Origin of the sequence: Rufibacter latericius, assembly GCF_003721515.1 — a bacterium.
Taxonomy (GTDB): Bacteria; Bacteroidota; Bacteroidia; order Cytophagales; family Hymenobacteraceae; genus Nibribacter; species Nibribacter latericius.
Genome location: NZ_RJJD01000001.1, coordinates 326,225 through 342,235 on the forward strand (window position 1 = coordinate 326,225; position 16,011 = coordinate 342,235).

A 16,011-nucleotide genomic window follows, 5' to 3' on the forward strand; every position below is an offset into this window, starting at 1 on the left:
AAATTACCGCAAATTACCTTGGAGACTATCTAACCGATGTTCACCAGCTTCTTGTTTCGGGCTATTTTCCAGAAACAAGGTTTGAAACAGACCTCAGGAAAACGAAGTTGTTTAAAGAAAAAATTCCTGGATTTGTTGTATCACATGGGTTTGTTCTTTGTCGGTCATCCCGGGAAAAAGGGGCAAACTGAGGCTGGTAGCGGCAAGTTCTTCGGTGAGCGGGAAATCTCCCTTTCTGTACCCCAACGACTGGTAAGCAAGTTGCAAATGGGGTGGCACCGGGTAGTGAATCAACGTCTGGACTCCTTTCTCCTGTAGAAACTGCTGCAAATAATCCCGGCGATGGGTTCTTACGACGAACAGGTGGTAAATATGACCGGTGTTTTCAGAAGAAACGCTGGGAAGGCAAAGATCACCTAGTCCGCCCAGGCTTTCGAGGTAGAGGGCGGCTAGACGCTTTCGTTCAGTATTAAGGGTGTCCAGAAATGAGAGCTTTTCTGACAGCACTGCAGCCTGCAGGGAATCTAGGCGGGAGTTGATGCCTGCCTGAGCGTACTCATAGCGCCGAGACTGCCCGTAGTTGTGGTATTGGCGCACCCACTCCGCGATGACGGGATCTTGGGTGGTTACCGCTCCTCCATCACCCACCGCCCCTAAGTTCTTGGTGGGGTAAAAACTGGTGGCGTTCACCTTCCCGAAGGTACCTACCGGTTTGCCCTTGTAAAGAGCACCCTGGGCCTGGGCAAAGTCCTCCACCAGTTCAAGGCCATGCTGTTTGCACAAGGTTAAAAGACCCTCCAGTTCACAGCTTTGGCCGTACAAATGGATGGGCAGGATTACCTTGGTTCGCGTTGATAATACTGGCTCAATAGTAGCAGCGGTGATGTTGTAAGTTCTGGAGTCTGGCTCAGCAAAAACGGGTTTGGCCCCTACCTGCTGCACGGCATTAATGGTAGCGATGTAGCCATTGGCCGGCACCACCACTTCGTCTCCAAGACCAATTCCTAAAGATCTAAGGCTCAAAACCAAGGCATCATACCCATTGCCCACCCCAATCACGTTTCCCCCTCCCAGATACTGGCTGAATTCCTGCTCAAACTTGGTGACTGATGGCCCTAAGATGAGTTGTTTTTTCCTTAATTCTGTTAAAAGGGCAATTTCTACCCGTAGCTGAAGCCCTGCTGGAAAGTCTCGGAAAGTAAAGAAGGGAACGTGCATGGTAATGAGCGAATGAATTTGTGAGTAGTTGACTCTATTTTTGAAGGAAACCCTGAAAACAGAGAAAGGAAGTTTGGGCTGTTTTTATTCAGAACTGAAGTAGGAAACGGCCTTTCTGTTTCAAGCCTCTCTTGCAAAAACAAGCTTAAAACGGGAATTGCGGCCAGGTAGCTTTTCCTCATTCCTTAGCTTCACCTCTCCATAAAAAGGTTGGCTTTCGGGTGGGGATGCCGCCCAGGCGCTCCTTGAATGTAATCAGGCCGGTATAAGCTTCTTCCGATTCTGTGGCGGGTGCCGAGACGCCTAAATCAAGCATAGAAATCTGGTGTTCCTGGCAGAAAGCGTACAAACCGGCATTTAAAAGCACCGATGGACTGTACTCATTAAAACGAGTGGGACTGGCGGGGTACAGATGGTTCAGAATCTTTTTGGCTACCAGCACTGCCACCCCAACAGCCGCCAATTCTGCGCCCCTTCGTACGGTGAATAAAAAATAACGATCGGGGAACAGCTCAAAGTAGCGACTCAGTTGCGGCAGCGACAAAGACAGCGGCTTTTGCTTTTCCAGACGGCACTGTTTCAGGAAGGCGTACGCTTCGGGAAGTTCTTCCAAGGTTTCCTGCCGGAAGGTAAAACCGGCCTTTTGGCACTTCAAAAGCCTCCGCTTTGCGGAAGGATGCACCTGTGCTGCGAAATTATTTCCCGACACTTCGATGTGATGGTTGAGTTGGTCATGCTGCACGTGGTACCTTAGAACTGGTAGTTGGGTACGCAGCCATGCGCTAGATTTCGGGGCGTACGCATCGGGGCACTGAAGCCATTTGATCTGTGTGATCCCTAATTGCTGAAGAGTTTGGTGCAGGTAATGCAGGTAGGCGGCGCTGGTTTCTTGGGGCACCGCTGGGTGCAATTGCAAGCCGCCAAAAGGAGCCCGCCAGGGAGAAAATGCGGTATCAGCGTCTCTGAAAAAATGTGCTACTCCGTCTATCTGGTTTGTCTGGGTATTCAGGAGCACAAACATCCGCCAGTCTGGTCCGGCTTGCAGGGCTACGTGTTTGGGTTGCAGGTACAGGAAAAAATCAAAGGAAAAAGGCGGCAGGGTTTCCCGCTCTGCTTCGGTGGTGAGGCAGTACGCCACGTAGGTTTCTCCGGTTCCCAGGTGTACCATTTTACTTCAGCACCAGTTTTTGGAAATCAAGATAAGAACGGATATAATCTGCCTCTTCGAAAACGGTGGAAGTCATGCAGCAGAGAATGGCCCCCGGCGAGGGATGCACCGTTATCCAGCACAACGGCGGAATGTACAGCCCTTGGTTTGGGGTTTCCAGGCTGAATTCGCCCCTACCATGCGCGGTCTGCGTTTCTACCCTTACCCTTCCTTGTACCACTGTTAGAATTTCCTGTGTGGTGCGGTGGGCATGGCCGCCCCGTTCGGTTTCCTGGCCGGAGGCAAACACCCAAAATACGCGCTTTGCCGCAAAAGGTAAGCCTGAAGCATCCTGGGTGGAAATAAGGGTACCGCCGGCATCGGGTAGGCGATGGAAAGAAAGCAGGTAAGGTTCTGTTGGCAACATTCCCGCGAAGGTACGCAAAGCAGAACAAATGGTGACAGCTTTGCCTCATCCGGATGGTCTGGGGCCGGAATGTATGTTTTGGGTAAGTGTCGTTTTCAGTGCCTTTTCCTAAAATCGCCTCTAAAACGGGAGCGTCGGCTTATTCTGAATCGTTTCGTATTTTTGCCTTCCATGGAGGACACCTACCGCACCATCGCCGCGCCCGTAGAGGGATTGTACAAAGAGAAAGGCAGCAAGTTCATCTCAAAGGCGTACCCGGTGCGTACCGAGGAAGAGATCAAGGAAATCCTCCAGGCCCTCCGAAAAGAGTATTTCGATGCGCGCCACCATTGCTACGCGTACCTGCTGGGTGCTAACCGGGCCACATACCGCGCCAATGACGACGGCGAACCCAACCACTCGGCCGGAGACCCTATTCTGGGGCAGATCAAATCGTTGGGGCTGAGCAATGTGCTGGTGGTGGTAATCCGGTATTTCGGGGGCGTGAAGCTGGGGGTGGGCGGCCTCATCCATGCCTACAAGACCGCCACGGCCGAGGCCTTGGAACAGGCGCAGGTGGTGGAAGAACACGAAACCGCCTTGATCACTGTACAGTTCGGCTACGAGCAGATGAACGAGATCATGAAGGTGGTGAAAGACCTGGACCTGCTTGTGCGGGAACAGGATTTCCAGCTGGATTGCCGCTTAACGGTGGAGGTGCGCACGAGCTTGGTTTCCCAGGTAGAGCAACTCCTCCAGAAAGCCGGCGGCACCCTGCACCTCTAACTCACGCACCTGCATTGTTTTTAGCCTGTTTTAGGAAAACCGGCGTTAAAACAGGTTTATCCCTACCTTTCCGGTTTACGTATCAAGTCCATCTTACCAGACCACGCACCAGACATACCTCCCAGACGTACATGCGCATCCTTCCGAAATCCAAGCAATCGAAACAATCTAAACAGCCTACCAAGAGCATCTTGGAAAGAAGTGTGGGCCAAAAGCCCGGCTCCTTGACGGTTTCTGCCCAGGCCCTGCCCCCACGGCTTTTTCTGGTGACGTTCAATGAGAAGATGTACGATGCACAGGAATTCGGCGACTATGATTCCCTGATGCGGGCGTTCCAGAAGTTTCCTGAGGCGCGGCATTGGATTGATGTGCGAGGTTACGGCAACGTTCCCCTGCTGGAGCGCATCATGATCGATTTCCAGATCCATCCCTTGCAGATGGAGGATGTGATCAACGATTACCAGCGCCCTAAGGTAGAGGAAGACCACAACCGCCTGTTCATCGTTTCGCGCATGGTGGCGTTCACCCCAGACCACAAAGTGGATGATGACCAGCTTTCCATTTTCACCGGTTCCAATTACGTCATTACTTTTCAGAGCGATTATGAAGACTGCCTGGACCCGTTGCGGGAGCGCATAAGGGTGGGGAAAGGAGCCATCCGGAAGAAATCTGCCATGTATGTGGCCTACGCGATCCTGGATGTGGTGCTGGACCATTATTTCCCCGCCATGGCCCAGTTGGGCGAGTACGCCGAGGAACTGGAGGACTGTCTTTTCGAGAACCCCAGCAAAAAGCTGCTGAGCCAGATCCTGGACCTAAAGCGGGAAGTAGTGAAGATAAGGCGCATTGTCTGGCCCGAGCGCGATAAGATCAACGAGATCATGCGCATGGATGAACAGACTATTCCGCACGAACTCAAAATCTACTTTAAGGACATCTACGACCACGCCATCCAACTCATAGATCTGGTAGACAACTACAAGGAGATCACCAGCAGCCTCACCGATCTGTACCTCTCCAACGTGAGCAACCGCATGAACGAAGTCATGAAGGTGTTGACCATTATCTCCACCATCTTCATCCCGTTGAGTTTCATTGTAGGTCTCTACGGCATGAACTTTTCGCGCGAGAACCCCAGAGGCGGCATCAACCCGTTGAACATGCCAGAGTTGTACCACCCATACGGTTACGTGACTTTGTTATGTGTGATGGGAGTCATCGTATCGGGCATGGTCTATTACTTCTACCGCAAAGGCTGGCTCTCCAATCAGTAACCAACTAAGTAAGGCCATAGAATCTACAATGCCGTAGATGGAGAGCTGGAGACTAGATTTCCGGCGGCCCACTGCAGGTAGTATTTGGCTTTGCCGTACTTGCTTCTGAGCTCCAGGAGTTTGATCTGTTGCGTCAGCAGGTTCATTTCCCGGGTGTTGATCAGGAATAGGGAACTCTCCCCGTTCTCAAACCGTTGCTGCTCTCCGTTGCGCAGGAGGGTGTTGTTGGCGATAATCTGCTCCTGTAGCACAATCTGTTCTTCCAACTGTTGCCGTTCATTGTAGGCCGCCTGCACCTGGTTCTGGTTTTCCCGCGAAGTCTGCTGCAACTGCATCTGCGCCGCGTTGATCTTGAGGCGGGTCACCTGCAGTTTCCCCCGCTCCTGCCGCAGGAAAAGAGGTACACTGAAACTGCCGCCCAGTTTAAAGTTATTGGTGGCATAGGGTCCTTCCAGCCATTGCGTCCCTGCGGTGCCTCCCTTGCCAATCAAGTTATACTCTACATTCAGCTTGGGCAGCAACTTATTCTGCGAAAACCGCCGGTCCACCTCCAACTGTCTCAACTTCACCTGTAGCTTGGTTACTTCCGGGTGCCGTTCCTGGGCGTTCGCCAGTAAGTCGGTCAGTTCACTTGGAGAGATAGGTTCAAGGTCGGTGCCTGCCAAGGAGGGAACTACCCCCGCCGGTATTTCCAGGGGCGTGTTGTTTTCTCCCCACAGGAAATTAGACACCATAAGCGCGGCGTTTTGGCTCTCTACGCGGGCCTGCCCGAGCATGGCCAACCGGTTCTGCACTTCTATGGTGGCTTCCACAGAATCAATGGCCGCCAAATCACCTTGCCGCACCCTCTCTTTCACCGCCTGTAGCCGCACCTGGGCCAATTGGTAACCTTGCTCCAGCAACTGCCACCGCTGGTAGGCATACGCCCAGTCCCAGTACGCTTTGGCGGCCTCCAGCAACAGTTTGTTGATGCTCTTCACCCGGTCAGCCTCCGCGAGTTCCTGTGCCTGTTTCGCCTGCAGCAGCGTTGCCCGCCGTTCGTCTATCAGGAGGCCCTGCCCCAGCGGAACCGAAATCCCTACATAGCTTAGGCCATCCCGGGAGGTTACGTTCTCCGGATTGACGTTCACCCCCACATTCCGCTCATGCCCGGCTTTGAGTTCTCCAACCCAGAGCGGCACCTTCAGCACATTATCCCAGAGGGTGAAGTAATTTTTTCCGCTCAGCTCCTTGTTATAGAATTTGGAAGCCAGCACAGGATCAAATGCCCCACGGGCCATGCGTATCTCCTGCAGTGCCTGCTCTGAGAGCTGCTGCGCCTGCCGGGCCACGGGGTGGTGCACCGCAATCTGGCCCATCAGATCCTGGATGGTAAAAACCGCGGTGGAGTCTGACGCCTGAGTTGCCCTACAGGCCAGCAACAGCAGTAAACCTGTCATCAGCCCAAAGCAATAGTGCCTCCGTCTCATTTATCGCCTCCTGTTCCTTTATCTTTGGCTCCCTCTTTCGGCTCACTGTTCATGGGCATCACGTAATCTGGCGGAAAGGCATTCAGCTGTCGCCAGAATTCATACCAGATAGGCACGTCATTGAGCATGGCCCAGCCATAGGCTCCGGAACCTACCCGAATGGCTTCGGGCCAGGGGTTGCTGTTTGGGTCCGGCACCACTAATATGCGGTATTTGCCCTGGCTATCTATGTTGTCAATCACGGCCACCTTGCCCCCAAACGTCCCAAAGCCTACGTTAGGCCACCCGGAGAACACCAGTGCTGGCCACCCTTCAAACTGAAGGCGTACCTGGCGGCCCACCTCCAGCAGCGGAATATCCATGGGTTCCACATACAATTGCACCGCCAACTTTGGATTGGCGGGCATGATGCTACAGATGGCCTCCCCTTCTTTAATGGTTTCGCCAATTCCTGCTTTAAGCGCCCGCACCACATACCCGTCCTGGGGTGCGGTCACCTGATAAAAGGAGCTCCGGATCTGGGTGTTGGCATACTCATTCTCCATCTTAGAGATTTCCCCTTTGGTATCATTGATATAGGCCAGCGTGGAGTTCAGATCTGAACGAGCCTTTGAGATTTTGTCCTGGTATTCTGCTTCCAGGGAAGAGAGCTCAATCCGGGCGTTTTGCTGCTCATTGCGGCTGATGTTAAGTTTGTTCTGGGTACTCAGCCGCTTGGCCTGCACTTCCTGAAACTTAAGCCGGCGGCTTTCCAGCTCGGTCAGGGACTTCAGCCCCTGTTCATACAGTTTCTCTTGGCGGGCATACTGCACCTGGGCAACCTGGTACTCAGCGTTGATGGCTACCAGATCGGCGCTGTCGCTCTGTACTTTGAGGTACGCCTGGCGAGCTTTGTTCCGGGCCTTCTGCAAACTGAACTGCAACCCTTCCTGCAAGGCGGCAATCTGTTTGGTGAGCGCCTCGGCCTTTGACCGGGTGGCCGACATGCTGCCTCCTTTTGCCTGCAACTGTTCCTGCATGCGGCTGAGCAGCAGCGGGTCAAAGTATTTCTCTTTCACCTCAGACAGCACTACCAGCGTATCGCCTTTCTTCACTTTCTGGCCTTCCTGCACCCGCCATTGCTCTATGCGGCCGGCAATAGTAGTATGCACCGTCTGCGGGCGGTCCTGCGGTTGTAACGTGGTGACAGATCCCGCAGAGCGGATGTTCTGCGTCCAGGGAAACAGGGAGGCGATGAACAGTAGGCAAAACAACCCCACGCACCAGTACGCCATTACCTTAGCCAGACGGGGCTTGCTCACCAACTTGAAAGAGTTGAACTGTTCCCAGGTTTGGGGAAGCGGATAATTAGAAGTTTGCTTAGCCATTACACAATACTGTTTAGCTCCTCAGGGCTGGTTCTTTCACTAACTAATTCCTTAATCACCTTACCGTCCTGCAGCAGGGCTACCCGGTGGCAGAGACGCATAATGATGGGGTCATTAGAGATAAGGATCACGGTCCAGGCAATCTCAGAACACACCAACCGTCTGGCGATGCGCTCCCGAAGTGAATTCTTTACCGAAGACAGGAAATTATCCAACAGCAGCAGCTTAGGTTTACGGGCGATACTGCGTGCCAGGGCCAGCCGCTGCAAAACACCCTCCGGCACGCCCGGCGAGTAGCTATGGATGACCGTATGGAGTCCTTCCGGCTGTGATTGGATGTACTGCGAGAGCTCCACCATTTCCAGTGCCCACAGCACATCGTCCAACGTTACCTCGGGCTGCCCCATGGTGATGTTCTCCAGAATGGTGCCTTCAAACAAACGGCCCGGCAAGAGGTAAAAGCCAATTTGTTCGTGCATTATCTCAGGGTTGTAATCGCGCAGCGAAAGACCGTTGAATACTACCGTACCGTCGTAATCGGTATGGATACCTGCCATGATCTGGAGCAAGGTAGACCGGCCGGCTTCTTCAGAGCCCCCAAGACAAATCTTCTCCCCCGCCATCACTGAAAGATTCACGCCCTGTAAGGCATATTTTTGAGCACCCGCGTACCGAAAAGCCACGTCTTTCAGTTGCACAGAAATTGCCTGGTGGCGGGCAGGAAGCTCTCTGCCCAATCGCTTGTTCTCCTCCATGGGCAGATCAGTGACCCCACCTAGCTTCTCCAGGCTGGTTAAGACATCGTAGACCACATCCAGTTTCACCAGCAGTTTCTCCACCGCATTGATAATTAAGATGATTATGATCTCAGAAGCCACAAACTGACCCAGATTGATTTCCTGGTTCACCAGAAGCAAACTACCCATGAGCAACAGCCCCGCCGTGATCACGGTTTTGAAACCTACAAACCCGATGTATTGGGTAATCAGTACCCTAAAATGGGCCTCCCGGGCCTTGATGTAACCAGAGGTATAATAGTCGGTCTTTTCCAGCGACAGCTTCTCATTGGAGGCTGATTTGAACACCATGATGTTGCGGGCCATCTCCTCCAGCCAATGTACCAGCCGGTACTTGTATTTAGATTCCTCCAAGCTGGTGCGCATGCCCTTGGGGCTGGTGAGCCGCAGTATTAGGAAGAGCAGCAGAACGAGCACCAGACCAAAGAAGATAAAGTAGGAGTGGTAGAAAGAAAGCAGAATCAACCCGAACACAATCTGAATGGCGGCCGCCGAGAAATCAGTGAGCATCTTGGCCAATCCTTTCTGCAACGAGACCACATCAAAGAACCGGTTCATCATCTCGGGCAGGTTCTGCGCCCCTAGTTGGTTTCCTTTTATCTTGGTGAGGTGCGTGGCAAACTGAAAGGCTTTGGTGGCGAAGATGCGCTGCTGAATATGCTCCACCAGCGAAAGCTGCATCACCTGCAGCCCGCCCACTACCAGCACCCCCACTACTATAAAGAAAATAAGTACTGAAACAGAGGTCACCAACTGCCCCCCGGAAACAAACCCAATGAGGCTCTGAATCCCTAGCGGCAAGGACAGATTCACAATGCCTGAGAAAACAGCATATAGATAGATGTAACCGATCACTTTCCGCTCTGAGGAAAGTAATTCCACAAACCGCCTGAAAGGACTGGGCTTACCTGATGCTTGTTGTGCCATATTACGTTAGTGGTTAGCGCCTATAGAAGAGGCTTCTCTTGAAAGGGAACTAAACGCCAGATGTTGTAGAAAACCTTCTAAGGTATTTGCACCGGCACTATCAAGTCTCACTTCTGTAAGGGAAGGCAGGTGCTGCGCGAAGAACAGGTGCTTGCGGGCGGCTTCAAAGAGCGTACTCACCAGCGCATGCGGGTAAGGGTAATCTGGCTTTATCTCCAGCACTACTAAAGCAATTTTGTGGCATAGATTTTTGTAGTCCTGGAACAAGCCTGCTTTGTTATCGGTGTCTACCTCTTTGGTAAGATAGGCTTTGGAGGCCTCCAGCACCACTATTCTGGCCAGCGCCTGCACGTCTACGCTCGCTTTAAGCGGCTCACTGCCATGGCTCCCGGCCAGTATCCGGATGAACGTTCTGAGCTTTTCAGAGGCATCGGCCACATGATGGATGTGGTAACTAATCCGGTAATCGAGCCAGTTCCAGTACCACGAAACCAGGTACAGCAGCAGTTTGTGCTTGTTCTCAAAATAGCGGTACACCGATGCTTCAGTGGAGGAAATCTGCTGCGCGAGTTTTTTGAAGGTAAATAACTCAAACCCCAGTTCATCTATCAACCGAATGCTTTCCCTGAAAATGGTCCGGCCTAATTCGGTCTGTTCCGGATCACGCAAGAAAAGCTTCTCGTTCAACTGAATTCTGATGGTAGTGCTCATGTCTCTAATCCAAGTCAAATAATATTTATCCGCAATTATAATAGTATTACTATCACAAACAATATACTTACTCTTTTTGTTTTAGTTCGAGCTGAGAATTTTTCAAGGATGGGAAACATCGCTCATGTGTATCTTCCCAAAAGAACTGGACTAGTTTAGAGCCCCTTTTCAGGAAAACGGCTCTAAAACGTATCGACCAGACATAAAAACAAAAGGCTGTGCTCCAGATGGAACACAGCCTTTTTTATGAAAAACGGGTAATTACTTTTTTGCTACAAGGTCTTTCTGGGCTACCAGGTCAACGGTCAAGTCAAACTCGTTGCTGATGGCTTTGTCACCTAAGTTGTCAAAGAAAGAACCTGAACCGTATTTGATGTCATATTTGGTTCTGTCTACCTTGATGTTGGCTTTCGCTTTGATTTGGTTTCCAGCGTGCGCGATGGTAGCCGGGAACTGGATCGGGTTTTTGATGCCTTTAATAGTCATGTCACCGTTCACCAGGTACTGGCCTTTGGTTTTGGTAGGAGTTACTTTGGTGATTACCAGGGTAGCTTTCGGGTACTTGGCGGTTCCGAAGAAATCATCAGACTTCAGGTGACCTACCAGGTTGCCGTTCATTTTGGCATCGGTGATGTCAGTGCAGACAATAGAAGCCATGTCAATGCTGAAAGAACCGGCCAAGATGTTTTTGCCATCGCTTGTCAGTTGACCGTCTGCGATACTGATCACACCAGAGTGCTCACCCGTTACCTTGGTGCCTCTCCAGCTAACTTTAGATTGGTTGTTCACCACTTTGTACTCAACGCCTTTACCTGCGAAGGCGAAAGTTACCAACGCTACCAGCGCTGCTACTACTGTGTTTCTAAGTTTCATCTCTGTGTGGAAGTAATGTTTAACTGATGCAAATGTATAGACAATTAATGTATATACATATGTTTCTGGCAAATATTTTTTTGATTCTTTTACAAACTTCTCAAAAAGGCTAAAATCCTTGTTCTAAGCGCCTTTTACTTGCTTGCGATTGGATTTTAATTGATCCCAGTTTTCCAGTTTTAGCAGGGTTTTCAGGAAAACGGCCTGAAAGCAGGAGCTTGTAAACTTTGCATTGGAAAGGGGTTATCTGCCCTGCACCACAGTTTTCTGGAGGAGTTTGTTGTAGGTAGAGAAAATGGTGAATTGGTTTTGCACCTCGTTGTAGCGCACGGTCACGGGGTAGCTGGTGTTGATAGGATCTTGTCCCAGCGGTTGCGCGTGCACATCAAACAAATACGCCTTACGGGGACCCGTCTCCCAGATCACGTACAGCTTGCGGTCTCCCCCGAAATGGAAATACTGCACTTCCTTGGCCGAGGACGTAACAAACCTACGGTCCAGGAGCAGCTTCCCGTCCTGCTGGAACAAGGCCACTCTCCCCGGATCAGAGCGCGCGATGATAAAGGACTTTCCTCCGGACTCGGGCACCAGTTTGAACGTGCTGCGTCGGTCTGGGCGAAGGAGCTGTTCGCGTTTGGTGATGGCGCCCGTCAAGTCAAAGGTGATTACCTCGCCCCCCTGGGAGACGGTGGTGAAAAGCGAGCGGCGGAACGAAATCCCCAACTTCGGGAACAGCCCCGATCTTAGGTTGGTGTTCAGGTTGATAGGGAAACCCGGATAAGGCTCGCCCTGCGTGCCAAAGGCGTAGATATAGCCGTTCTCCAGCACCACCATGATCACGTTGCGCCCGTTTACTTTCACATGCTGCGGCGGTGCGGCCAGGCGGCTGTCCAGACGCATGGGGTTCCAGCCAGGTTGCAGGTTGCCTTGGGTGTCCAGGATGAAGAGGTTGCCCAGGTTGTCATCGGCGACCAGGCGGTAATCGTTGGTTTTATCGTAGTCAAAGACCGTGAGGCGTTGCAGACGCAGAGAATCGCCTAAGGTGAACGGGAAATTCTCCTCGTCCTGGCCGTTTTTGTTGATACAGTGGATGCGGTTGGCAGTAGCGAAAAAGTATTTCAACCGGTTGTCTGCGCCGTACGGCAATTGCAGCACCGGCCCCATCACTTTAGAGGAAAGTGTATCGCTCCAGTTGCGGCGGCCTCGCTGCGCCCCAATCCCGTACAGTACCAGCGCTGAGTCCTGCACCACCACCTCCTGGCTGTTGTCCACTACGTACTGGGTCAGGAACGGCGCGGAAACCAGGCGGCTATTGAAGTCAAAGGTTTCCTCCTGCCGGATACCCTGGTTGGCGAGCACCGCTTTCACCCTGGACTCTTCCTGGTGGCGTAGTACGAAACTGGTGTAATATTGGTTCTCGGCGGCGGTGAACTGCACACTGAAATAGTTGAACTTCTTGAAAATAGCACTGTTGCTGAGCAGGCTCACCTGTTTCTGCGGACTCATAGAACGCAGCAGCAGATTCCAGGCATGGCTGGTGTTGACGAAAAGCCCCACGTTGTCTTGCTGCTGTGACTCGTTGAGGATAGGTTTCATGGCTTCAGCTTTCCCCCAGACTTTCCCTTCCTCTACTTCAGAGAGCAGGGAGCGCATGGTGGCTACGTCATCGGTGAAAAGGATGTAGTTCTGCAGGGTGGTGTAGTAGGCCTGCTCAAAACCCCGGAACATCTCCCCAAACAGCTGCTGGGGCAGTTCTTTGGCCGTCAACAACCGGATGGTGTACTTTCCGTGCTTTTCCACGGTACCGGAAGTCTGGCCGGGCTGCAGCCGGTTCAGCATCTGCTGGGTAAGGCCCGGGTTGCTAGATTCCGCGAACAGTATCTTCTCAGGGCTGGTTTTGGTGTCGTAGGCTTCCAGGTAGCAGAGGCCCAGCTCACCCGCAAACGAACCAGAAAGCGAATCAAGGTAGGGGTTCTCGGTCTGGGCGGTTTTGGGGCGCAGGGAATTCATCTGGTTCAACCCCAGGTGCAGCACAATGGCGGCGCGTTCAGGAAGTACCTCGCGCAGGCGGAACGTTTTGCCCGGGTGTCCTTTCAGGCGGCTGTACAACGAGCCCGCTACGGTCTCAGGGTGCGAGAAGCCGTTCAGGAAAAGTCGGTTGTTGTCTAGTTTCAGTTCCAGCATGCTGTTGCGGCAGAGGCTGCTAAGCATGTTCACGTCATCCAGTAAATCCTTTTTCAGGAAAACGCCCAGTAAATCGGGTACGTGCTGGTAGTTGATGAAGACGTTGGCGTAGACATCGGGTTGGCTCAGGTAATTGGTGTTTTTATAATCCTTGGCCGGCGACTCCAACTGGCCCCTGTTTATCTTCCGGATGATCTCCTCCACCAGCACCGGGCTGGGGCTGATGACCAGGTTGTTGTGGAAGCTGAAATAAGAAAGGTTGCCGTTGTTGCTCTGATGGATGAGGTCGGTGATCTGGAATCCCTGGTAGTCGCGCACCTCCTGCCGGTACATGCCGGTTTTGTTCAGATTCTCCACCAGCGTTCTAATGTAGCGGTGCTGCGCTACCGTACTAACCGGCACGTAATAGATCATCTCGTACTCGGTGCGGCCCAGCACGTGCATGGAAACCAGCACGTTCTTTTTGGTCAGGAAATTTCGCAGTTGGGTGCGTCCGTTAGAAGAAAGGCTGTCCAACAGGGCTAATTGGTCATCCATGCGCAGCACGTACGGCATCTGCGAGACAGTAGCCCACAAGTCTGTCTGCTGCAGGTGGTCCACGAAGCGCGGGGCATTGTTGGTTTCCACCACAAAAACGGCATTATCGGGTACCAGCGTCCAGAGGCTCACCTTTTCACGTGCCTCCGTCCATTTAGAAAACCCATAGAAACCCAGCGCCAACAGCACTACCACACCGCACAGCCAGTAAATCGTCTTTTTCGGCATCCTTGAAGGGTTAGGAACACAAAAATAATGGAAAAACCACCGCTTCAGCGTTCGGGCGGTATAAAATGAAGAATGTGCCGAATGGGGCTCGGGCTGCGGCTTTTCTTTTTAACTTGCCCCTTTCTTGGGGAGCGAAGGAGCAGATGAAAGAAGGAGTGAAAGCGTTTTACCCCTCATTTCCCCAAAACCCTGTGAAAACAGCCCAGGCCTTTCCCTCTTACTTTTAGATAATTTCAAGTAATATGCGCGTCGTGATTCAGCGGGTGTCTCAGGCATCTGTCACCATTGAAGGAACCATTAACGGACAAATTGAGCAAGGGCTGCTGGTGCTGGCCGGCTTCACCCAAACTGACAATTCTGAGGACTTGGCCTGGACCGCCAAAAAGATCGCCCAACTCCGGATTTTCTCTGATACCGAGGACAAGATGAACCTGAGCGTGCAAGACGTAAACGGCGGTATTTTGCTTATCAGTCAGTTTACCTTGTACGCCAACACCAAGAAAGGGAATCGCCCCTCCTACATCAGCGCCGCGCCGCCCGCCGTGGCCATCCCGCTGTACGAGCAGTTCCACCAGGTTTTGGAGAAAGAACTGGGAAAACCCATCCCCACCGGCATCTTCGGGGCAGACATGAAAGTGGCCCTGGTGAACGACGGCCCCGTCACCATCACCATCGACTCACAGAACCGGGAGTAAGTTGATTGTTAATTGTTGATTGTTTTTCAAACCTGGTTTCAAACCTGTTTTCAGGAAAATAGCCTTAAAACAAATCAGCCGCAATCACCAATTCCTGCACGAACAACAATCAACAATTGACAACTAACAATTATAAAGATGACCCTAGAAGAAGCCCAACAAGCCGTAGACACCTGGATCAAAGACGTGGGCGTGCGGTATTTCTCTGAGCTGACGAACCTTGCCATTCTCACCGAAGAGGTGGGCGAAGTAGCCCGCATCATCGCCCGGCGGTACGGCGACCAGTCGTTCAAGAAAAGCGACGAGGAAGTAGACCTGGGTGCCGAGATGGCCGATGTCCTGTTTGTGCTCATCACGCTGGCAAACCAGACGGGCGTCAACCTCACCGAGGCGTTTGCCAAAGGCATGGAAAAACGCACCTCCCGCGACAAAGACCGTCATCAGAATAACCCCAAGTTGCGGTAAAGCTAACCGCTGAAAAGAAGGAACCCGTTTCAAGGCTGTTTTTCAGAAATTAGCCTTGAAACGGGTTTGTGTTTTTTTTTGCCTAACCCTTTACTCGGTGGGCACCAGGAAATCACCTTTCAAAACAGGTACCACCGTGTAGGTGTCTTCCTGCAAGCAGAATTCAGTGTCCTTCAGGATGTGCAAACGCTCCAGCCGCTGTACGTGCGAGGATTTGGACAAGAAGCCCAGCATGTCTGGTTTGGCGGCTTGGTACAGGTGGAAAGCGGCGAGCGTGGCATCATTGTTCAGGGCGAAGTCACCTTGCAGGCGCTCAGCCAGGGCTCCGGCAAAAAGCGTGTCTTCCAGGTTGAACAAGCCTTTCCAACCGGCGCATACCACAACCACGTCTTTCCCGGCGCGGCGCACGTACTCGGCTACGGCCCCTACGTTGAGGAACGCCCCGATGAGGACTTCATCCGCGGTGCGGGATTGCCGGATGGCCTGGGTTCCGTTGGTGGTGGTGATAGCCAGCAGGCGGCCGGTGTAATCATCGTCTAGATAATGGAAAGGCGAATTTCCCAGGTCAAACCCATCGGCTTTGATTCCGTCCCGCTCGGCTGCCACCAGGTAGCCTTGGTTCCGGTAGGCCAGGCAAGCCTCCAGTTCGCTCACGGGTGCAATGTGGGTGACGCCGTTGGCTAGGGCAGTCACCATGCTGGAGGTGGCCCGCAGCACATCTACCGCCACGGCAATCTTTCCGGTTAAATCATACAAAGGCAACAGCGCCGGGCTGAAGCAAACATCTATGGAAGGCATAATTAGAAGTTCTGAGTCTTGAGTTATGAGTCCTGAGTTGGGGTAAAAAGATTGGCGTTTAGGGGCCGTTTTTAGAAAAACAGCCTCTAAACGCCAAGGATAGGTTCTGGGTCTTGAGCCGATACAAAA

14 protein-coding genes are annotated in these 16,011 nt (G+C 52.4%); 4 read left to right on the top strand and 10 right to left on the bottom strand.

All coding sequences use genetic code 11. The features are described from left to right. Window positions 1-111: 111 nt before the first annotated feature. The 3 genes from EFB08_RS01330 to EFB08_RS01340 all read right to left on the bottom strand — a co-directional run bounded on the left by EFB08_RS01330 (window position 112) and on the right by EFB08_RS01340 (window position 2,792). A complete protein-coding gene (locus EFB08_RS01330; protein WP_123125107.1) occupies window positions 112-1,218 on the bottom strand; it encodes a DegT/DnrJ/EryC1/StrS family aminotransferase in 1,107 nt (368 codons plus the stop codon). 178 nt (window positions 1,219-1,396) lie between these two features. Next, the gene (locus EFB08_RS01335) at window positions 1,397-2,386 is read right to left on the bottom strand and encodes a GNAT family N-acetyltransferase (protein WP_123125108.1); all 990 of its coding nucleotides are present in this window, start codon (window positions 2,384-2,386) and stop codon (window positions 1,397-1,399) included. Between the two features lies 1 nt (window position 2,387). Next, complete coding sequence (locus tag EFB08_RS01340; RefSeq protein ID WP_125077620.1) at window positions 2,388-2,792, bottom strand: sugar 3,4-ketoisomerase; 405 nt, start codon at window positions 2,790-2,792, stop codon at window positions 2,388-2,390. A 171-nt stretch (window positions 2,793-2,963) separates the two neighbouring features. Here EFB08_RS01340 and EFB08_RS01345 point away from each other — a divergent pair, with 171 nt between their 5' ends. Further along, on the top strand, window positions 2,964-3,557 hold the full coding sequence (locus EFB08_RS01345) for an IMPACT family protein (RefSeq protein ID WP_123125110.1): 594 nt from the start codon (window positions 2,964-2,966) through the stop codon (window positions 3,555-3,557). A gap of 131 nt (window positions 3,558-3,688) precedes the next feature. Then, a complete protein-coding gene (gene corA, locus EFB08_RS01350) occupies window positions 3,689-4,831 on the top strand; it encodes a magnesium/cobalt transporter CorA (protein WP_123125111.1) in 1,143 nt (380 codons plus the stop codon). A 23-nt stretch (window positions 4,832-4,854) separates the two neighbouring features. On the opposite strand, the gene EFB08_RS01355 is transcribed toward corA, so the two are convergent. The 6 genes from EFB08_RS01355 to EFB08_RS01380 all read right to left on the bottom strand — a co-directional run bounded on the left by EFB08_RS01355 (window position 4,855) and on the right by EFB08_RS01380 (window position 13,924). Further along, the gene (locus EFB08_RS01355; protein WP_165864769.1) at window positions 4,855-6,270 is read right to left on the bottom strand and encodes a TolC family protein; all 1,416 of its coding nucleotides are present in this window, start codon (window positions 6,268-6,270) and stop codon (window positions 4,855-4,857) included. Between the two features lie 26 nt (window positions 6,271-6,296). After that, entirely contained in the window at window positions 6,297-7,667 is a 1,371-nt protein-coding gene (locus tag EFB08_RS01360; protein ID WP_123125113.1) for an HlyD family secretion protein, read from the bottom strand. Further along, complete coding sequence (locus EFB08_RS01365; RefSeq protein ID WP_123125114.1) at window positions 7,667-9,391, bottom strand: peptidase domain-containing ABC transporter; 1,725 nt, start codon at window positions 9,389-9,391, stop codon at window positions 7,667-7,669. Before EFB08_RS01365 ends, EFB08_RS01360 begins: the two co-directional genes overlap by 1 nt. 6 nt (window positions 9,392-9,397) lie before the next feature. Beyond that, window positions 9,398-10,102: a TetR/AcrR family transcriptional regulator gene (locus EFB08_RS01370; protein WP_123125115.1), complete on the bottom strand. Its 705-nt coding sequence runs from the start codon at window positions 10,100-10,102 to the stop codon at window positions 9,398-9,400. Between the two features lie 261 nt (window positions 10,103-10,363). Then, window positions 10,364-10,975 carry a YceI family protein gene (locus EFB08_RS01375; RefSeq protein WP_123125116.1) on the bottom strand — a complete coding sequence of 204 codons (612 nt, stop codon included), beginning with the start codon at window positions 10,973-10,975 and terminating at the stop codon, window positions 10,364-10,366. 243 nt (window positions 10,976-11,218) lie between these two features. Beyond that, window positions 11,219-13,924 carry a hypothetical protein gene (locus EFB08_RS01380; RefSeq protein WP_125077621.1) on the bottom strand — a complete coding sequence of 902 codons (2,706 nt, stop codon included), beginning with the start codon at window positions 13,922-13,924 and terminating at the stop codon, window positions 11,219-11,221. A 242-nt stretch (window positions 13,925-14,166) separates the two neighbouring features. Here EFB08_RS01380 and dtd point away from each other — a divergent pair, with 242 nt between their 5' ends. Together dtd and EFB08_RS01390 are read left to right on the top strand one after the other, a co-directional pair. Further along, on the top strand, window positions 14,167-14,619 hold the full coding sequence (gene dtd / locus EFB08_RS01385) for a D-aminoacyl-tRNA deacylase (RefSeq protein ID WP_123125118.1): 453 nt from the start codon (window positions 14,167-14,169) through the stop codon (window positions 14,617-14,619). Between the two features lie 138 nt (window positions 14,620-14,757). Beyond that, window positions 14,758-15,084, top strand: a complete 327-nt coding sequence (locus EFB08_RS01390; RefSeq protein WP_123125119.1) for a nucleotide pyrophosphohydrolase — start codon at window positions 14,758-14,760, stop codon at window positions 15,082-15,084. A 90-nt stretch (window positions 15,085-15,174) separates the two neighbouring features. On the opposite strand, the gene EFB08_RS01395 is transcribed toward EFB08_RS01390, so the two are convergent. Continuing rightward, the gene (locus EFB08_RS01395; RefSeq protein ID WP_123125120.1) at window positions 15,175-15,882 is read right to left on the bottom strand and encodes a 2-phosphosulfolactate phosphatase; all 708 of its coding nucleotides are present in this window, start codon (window positions 15,880-15,882) and stop codon (window positions 15,175-15,177) included. Between the last annotated feature and the right edge of the window lie 129 nt (window positions 15,883-16,011).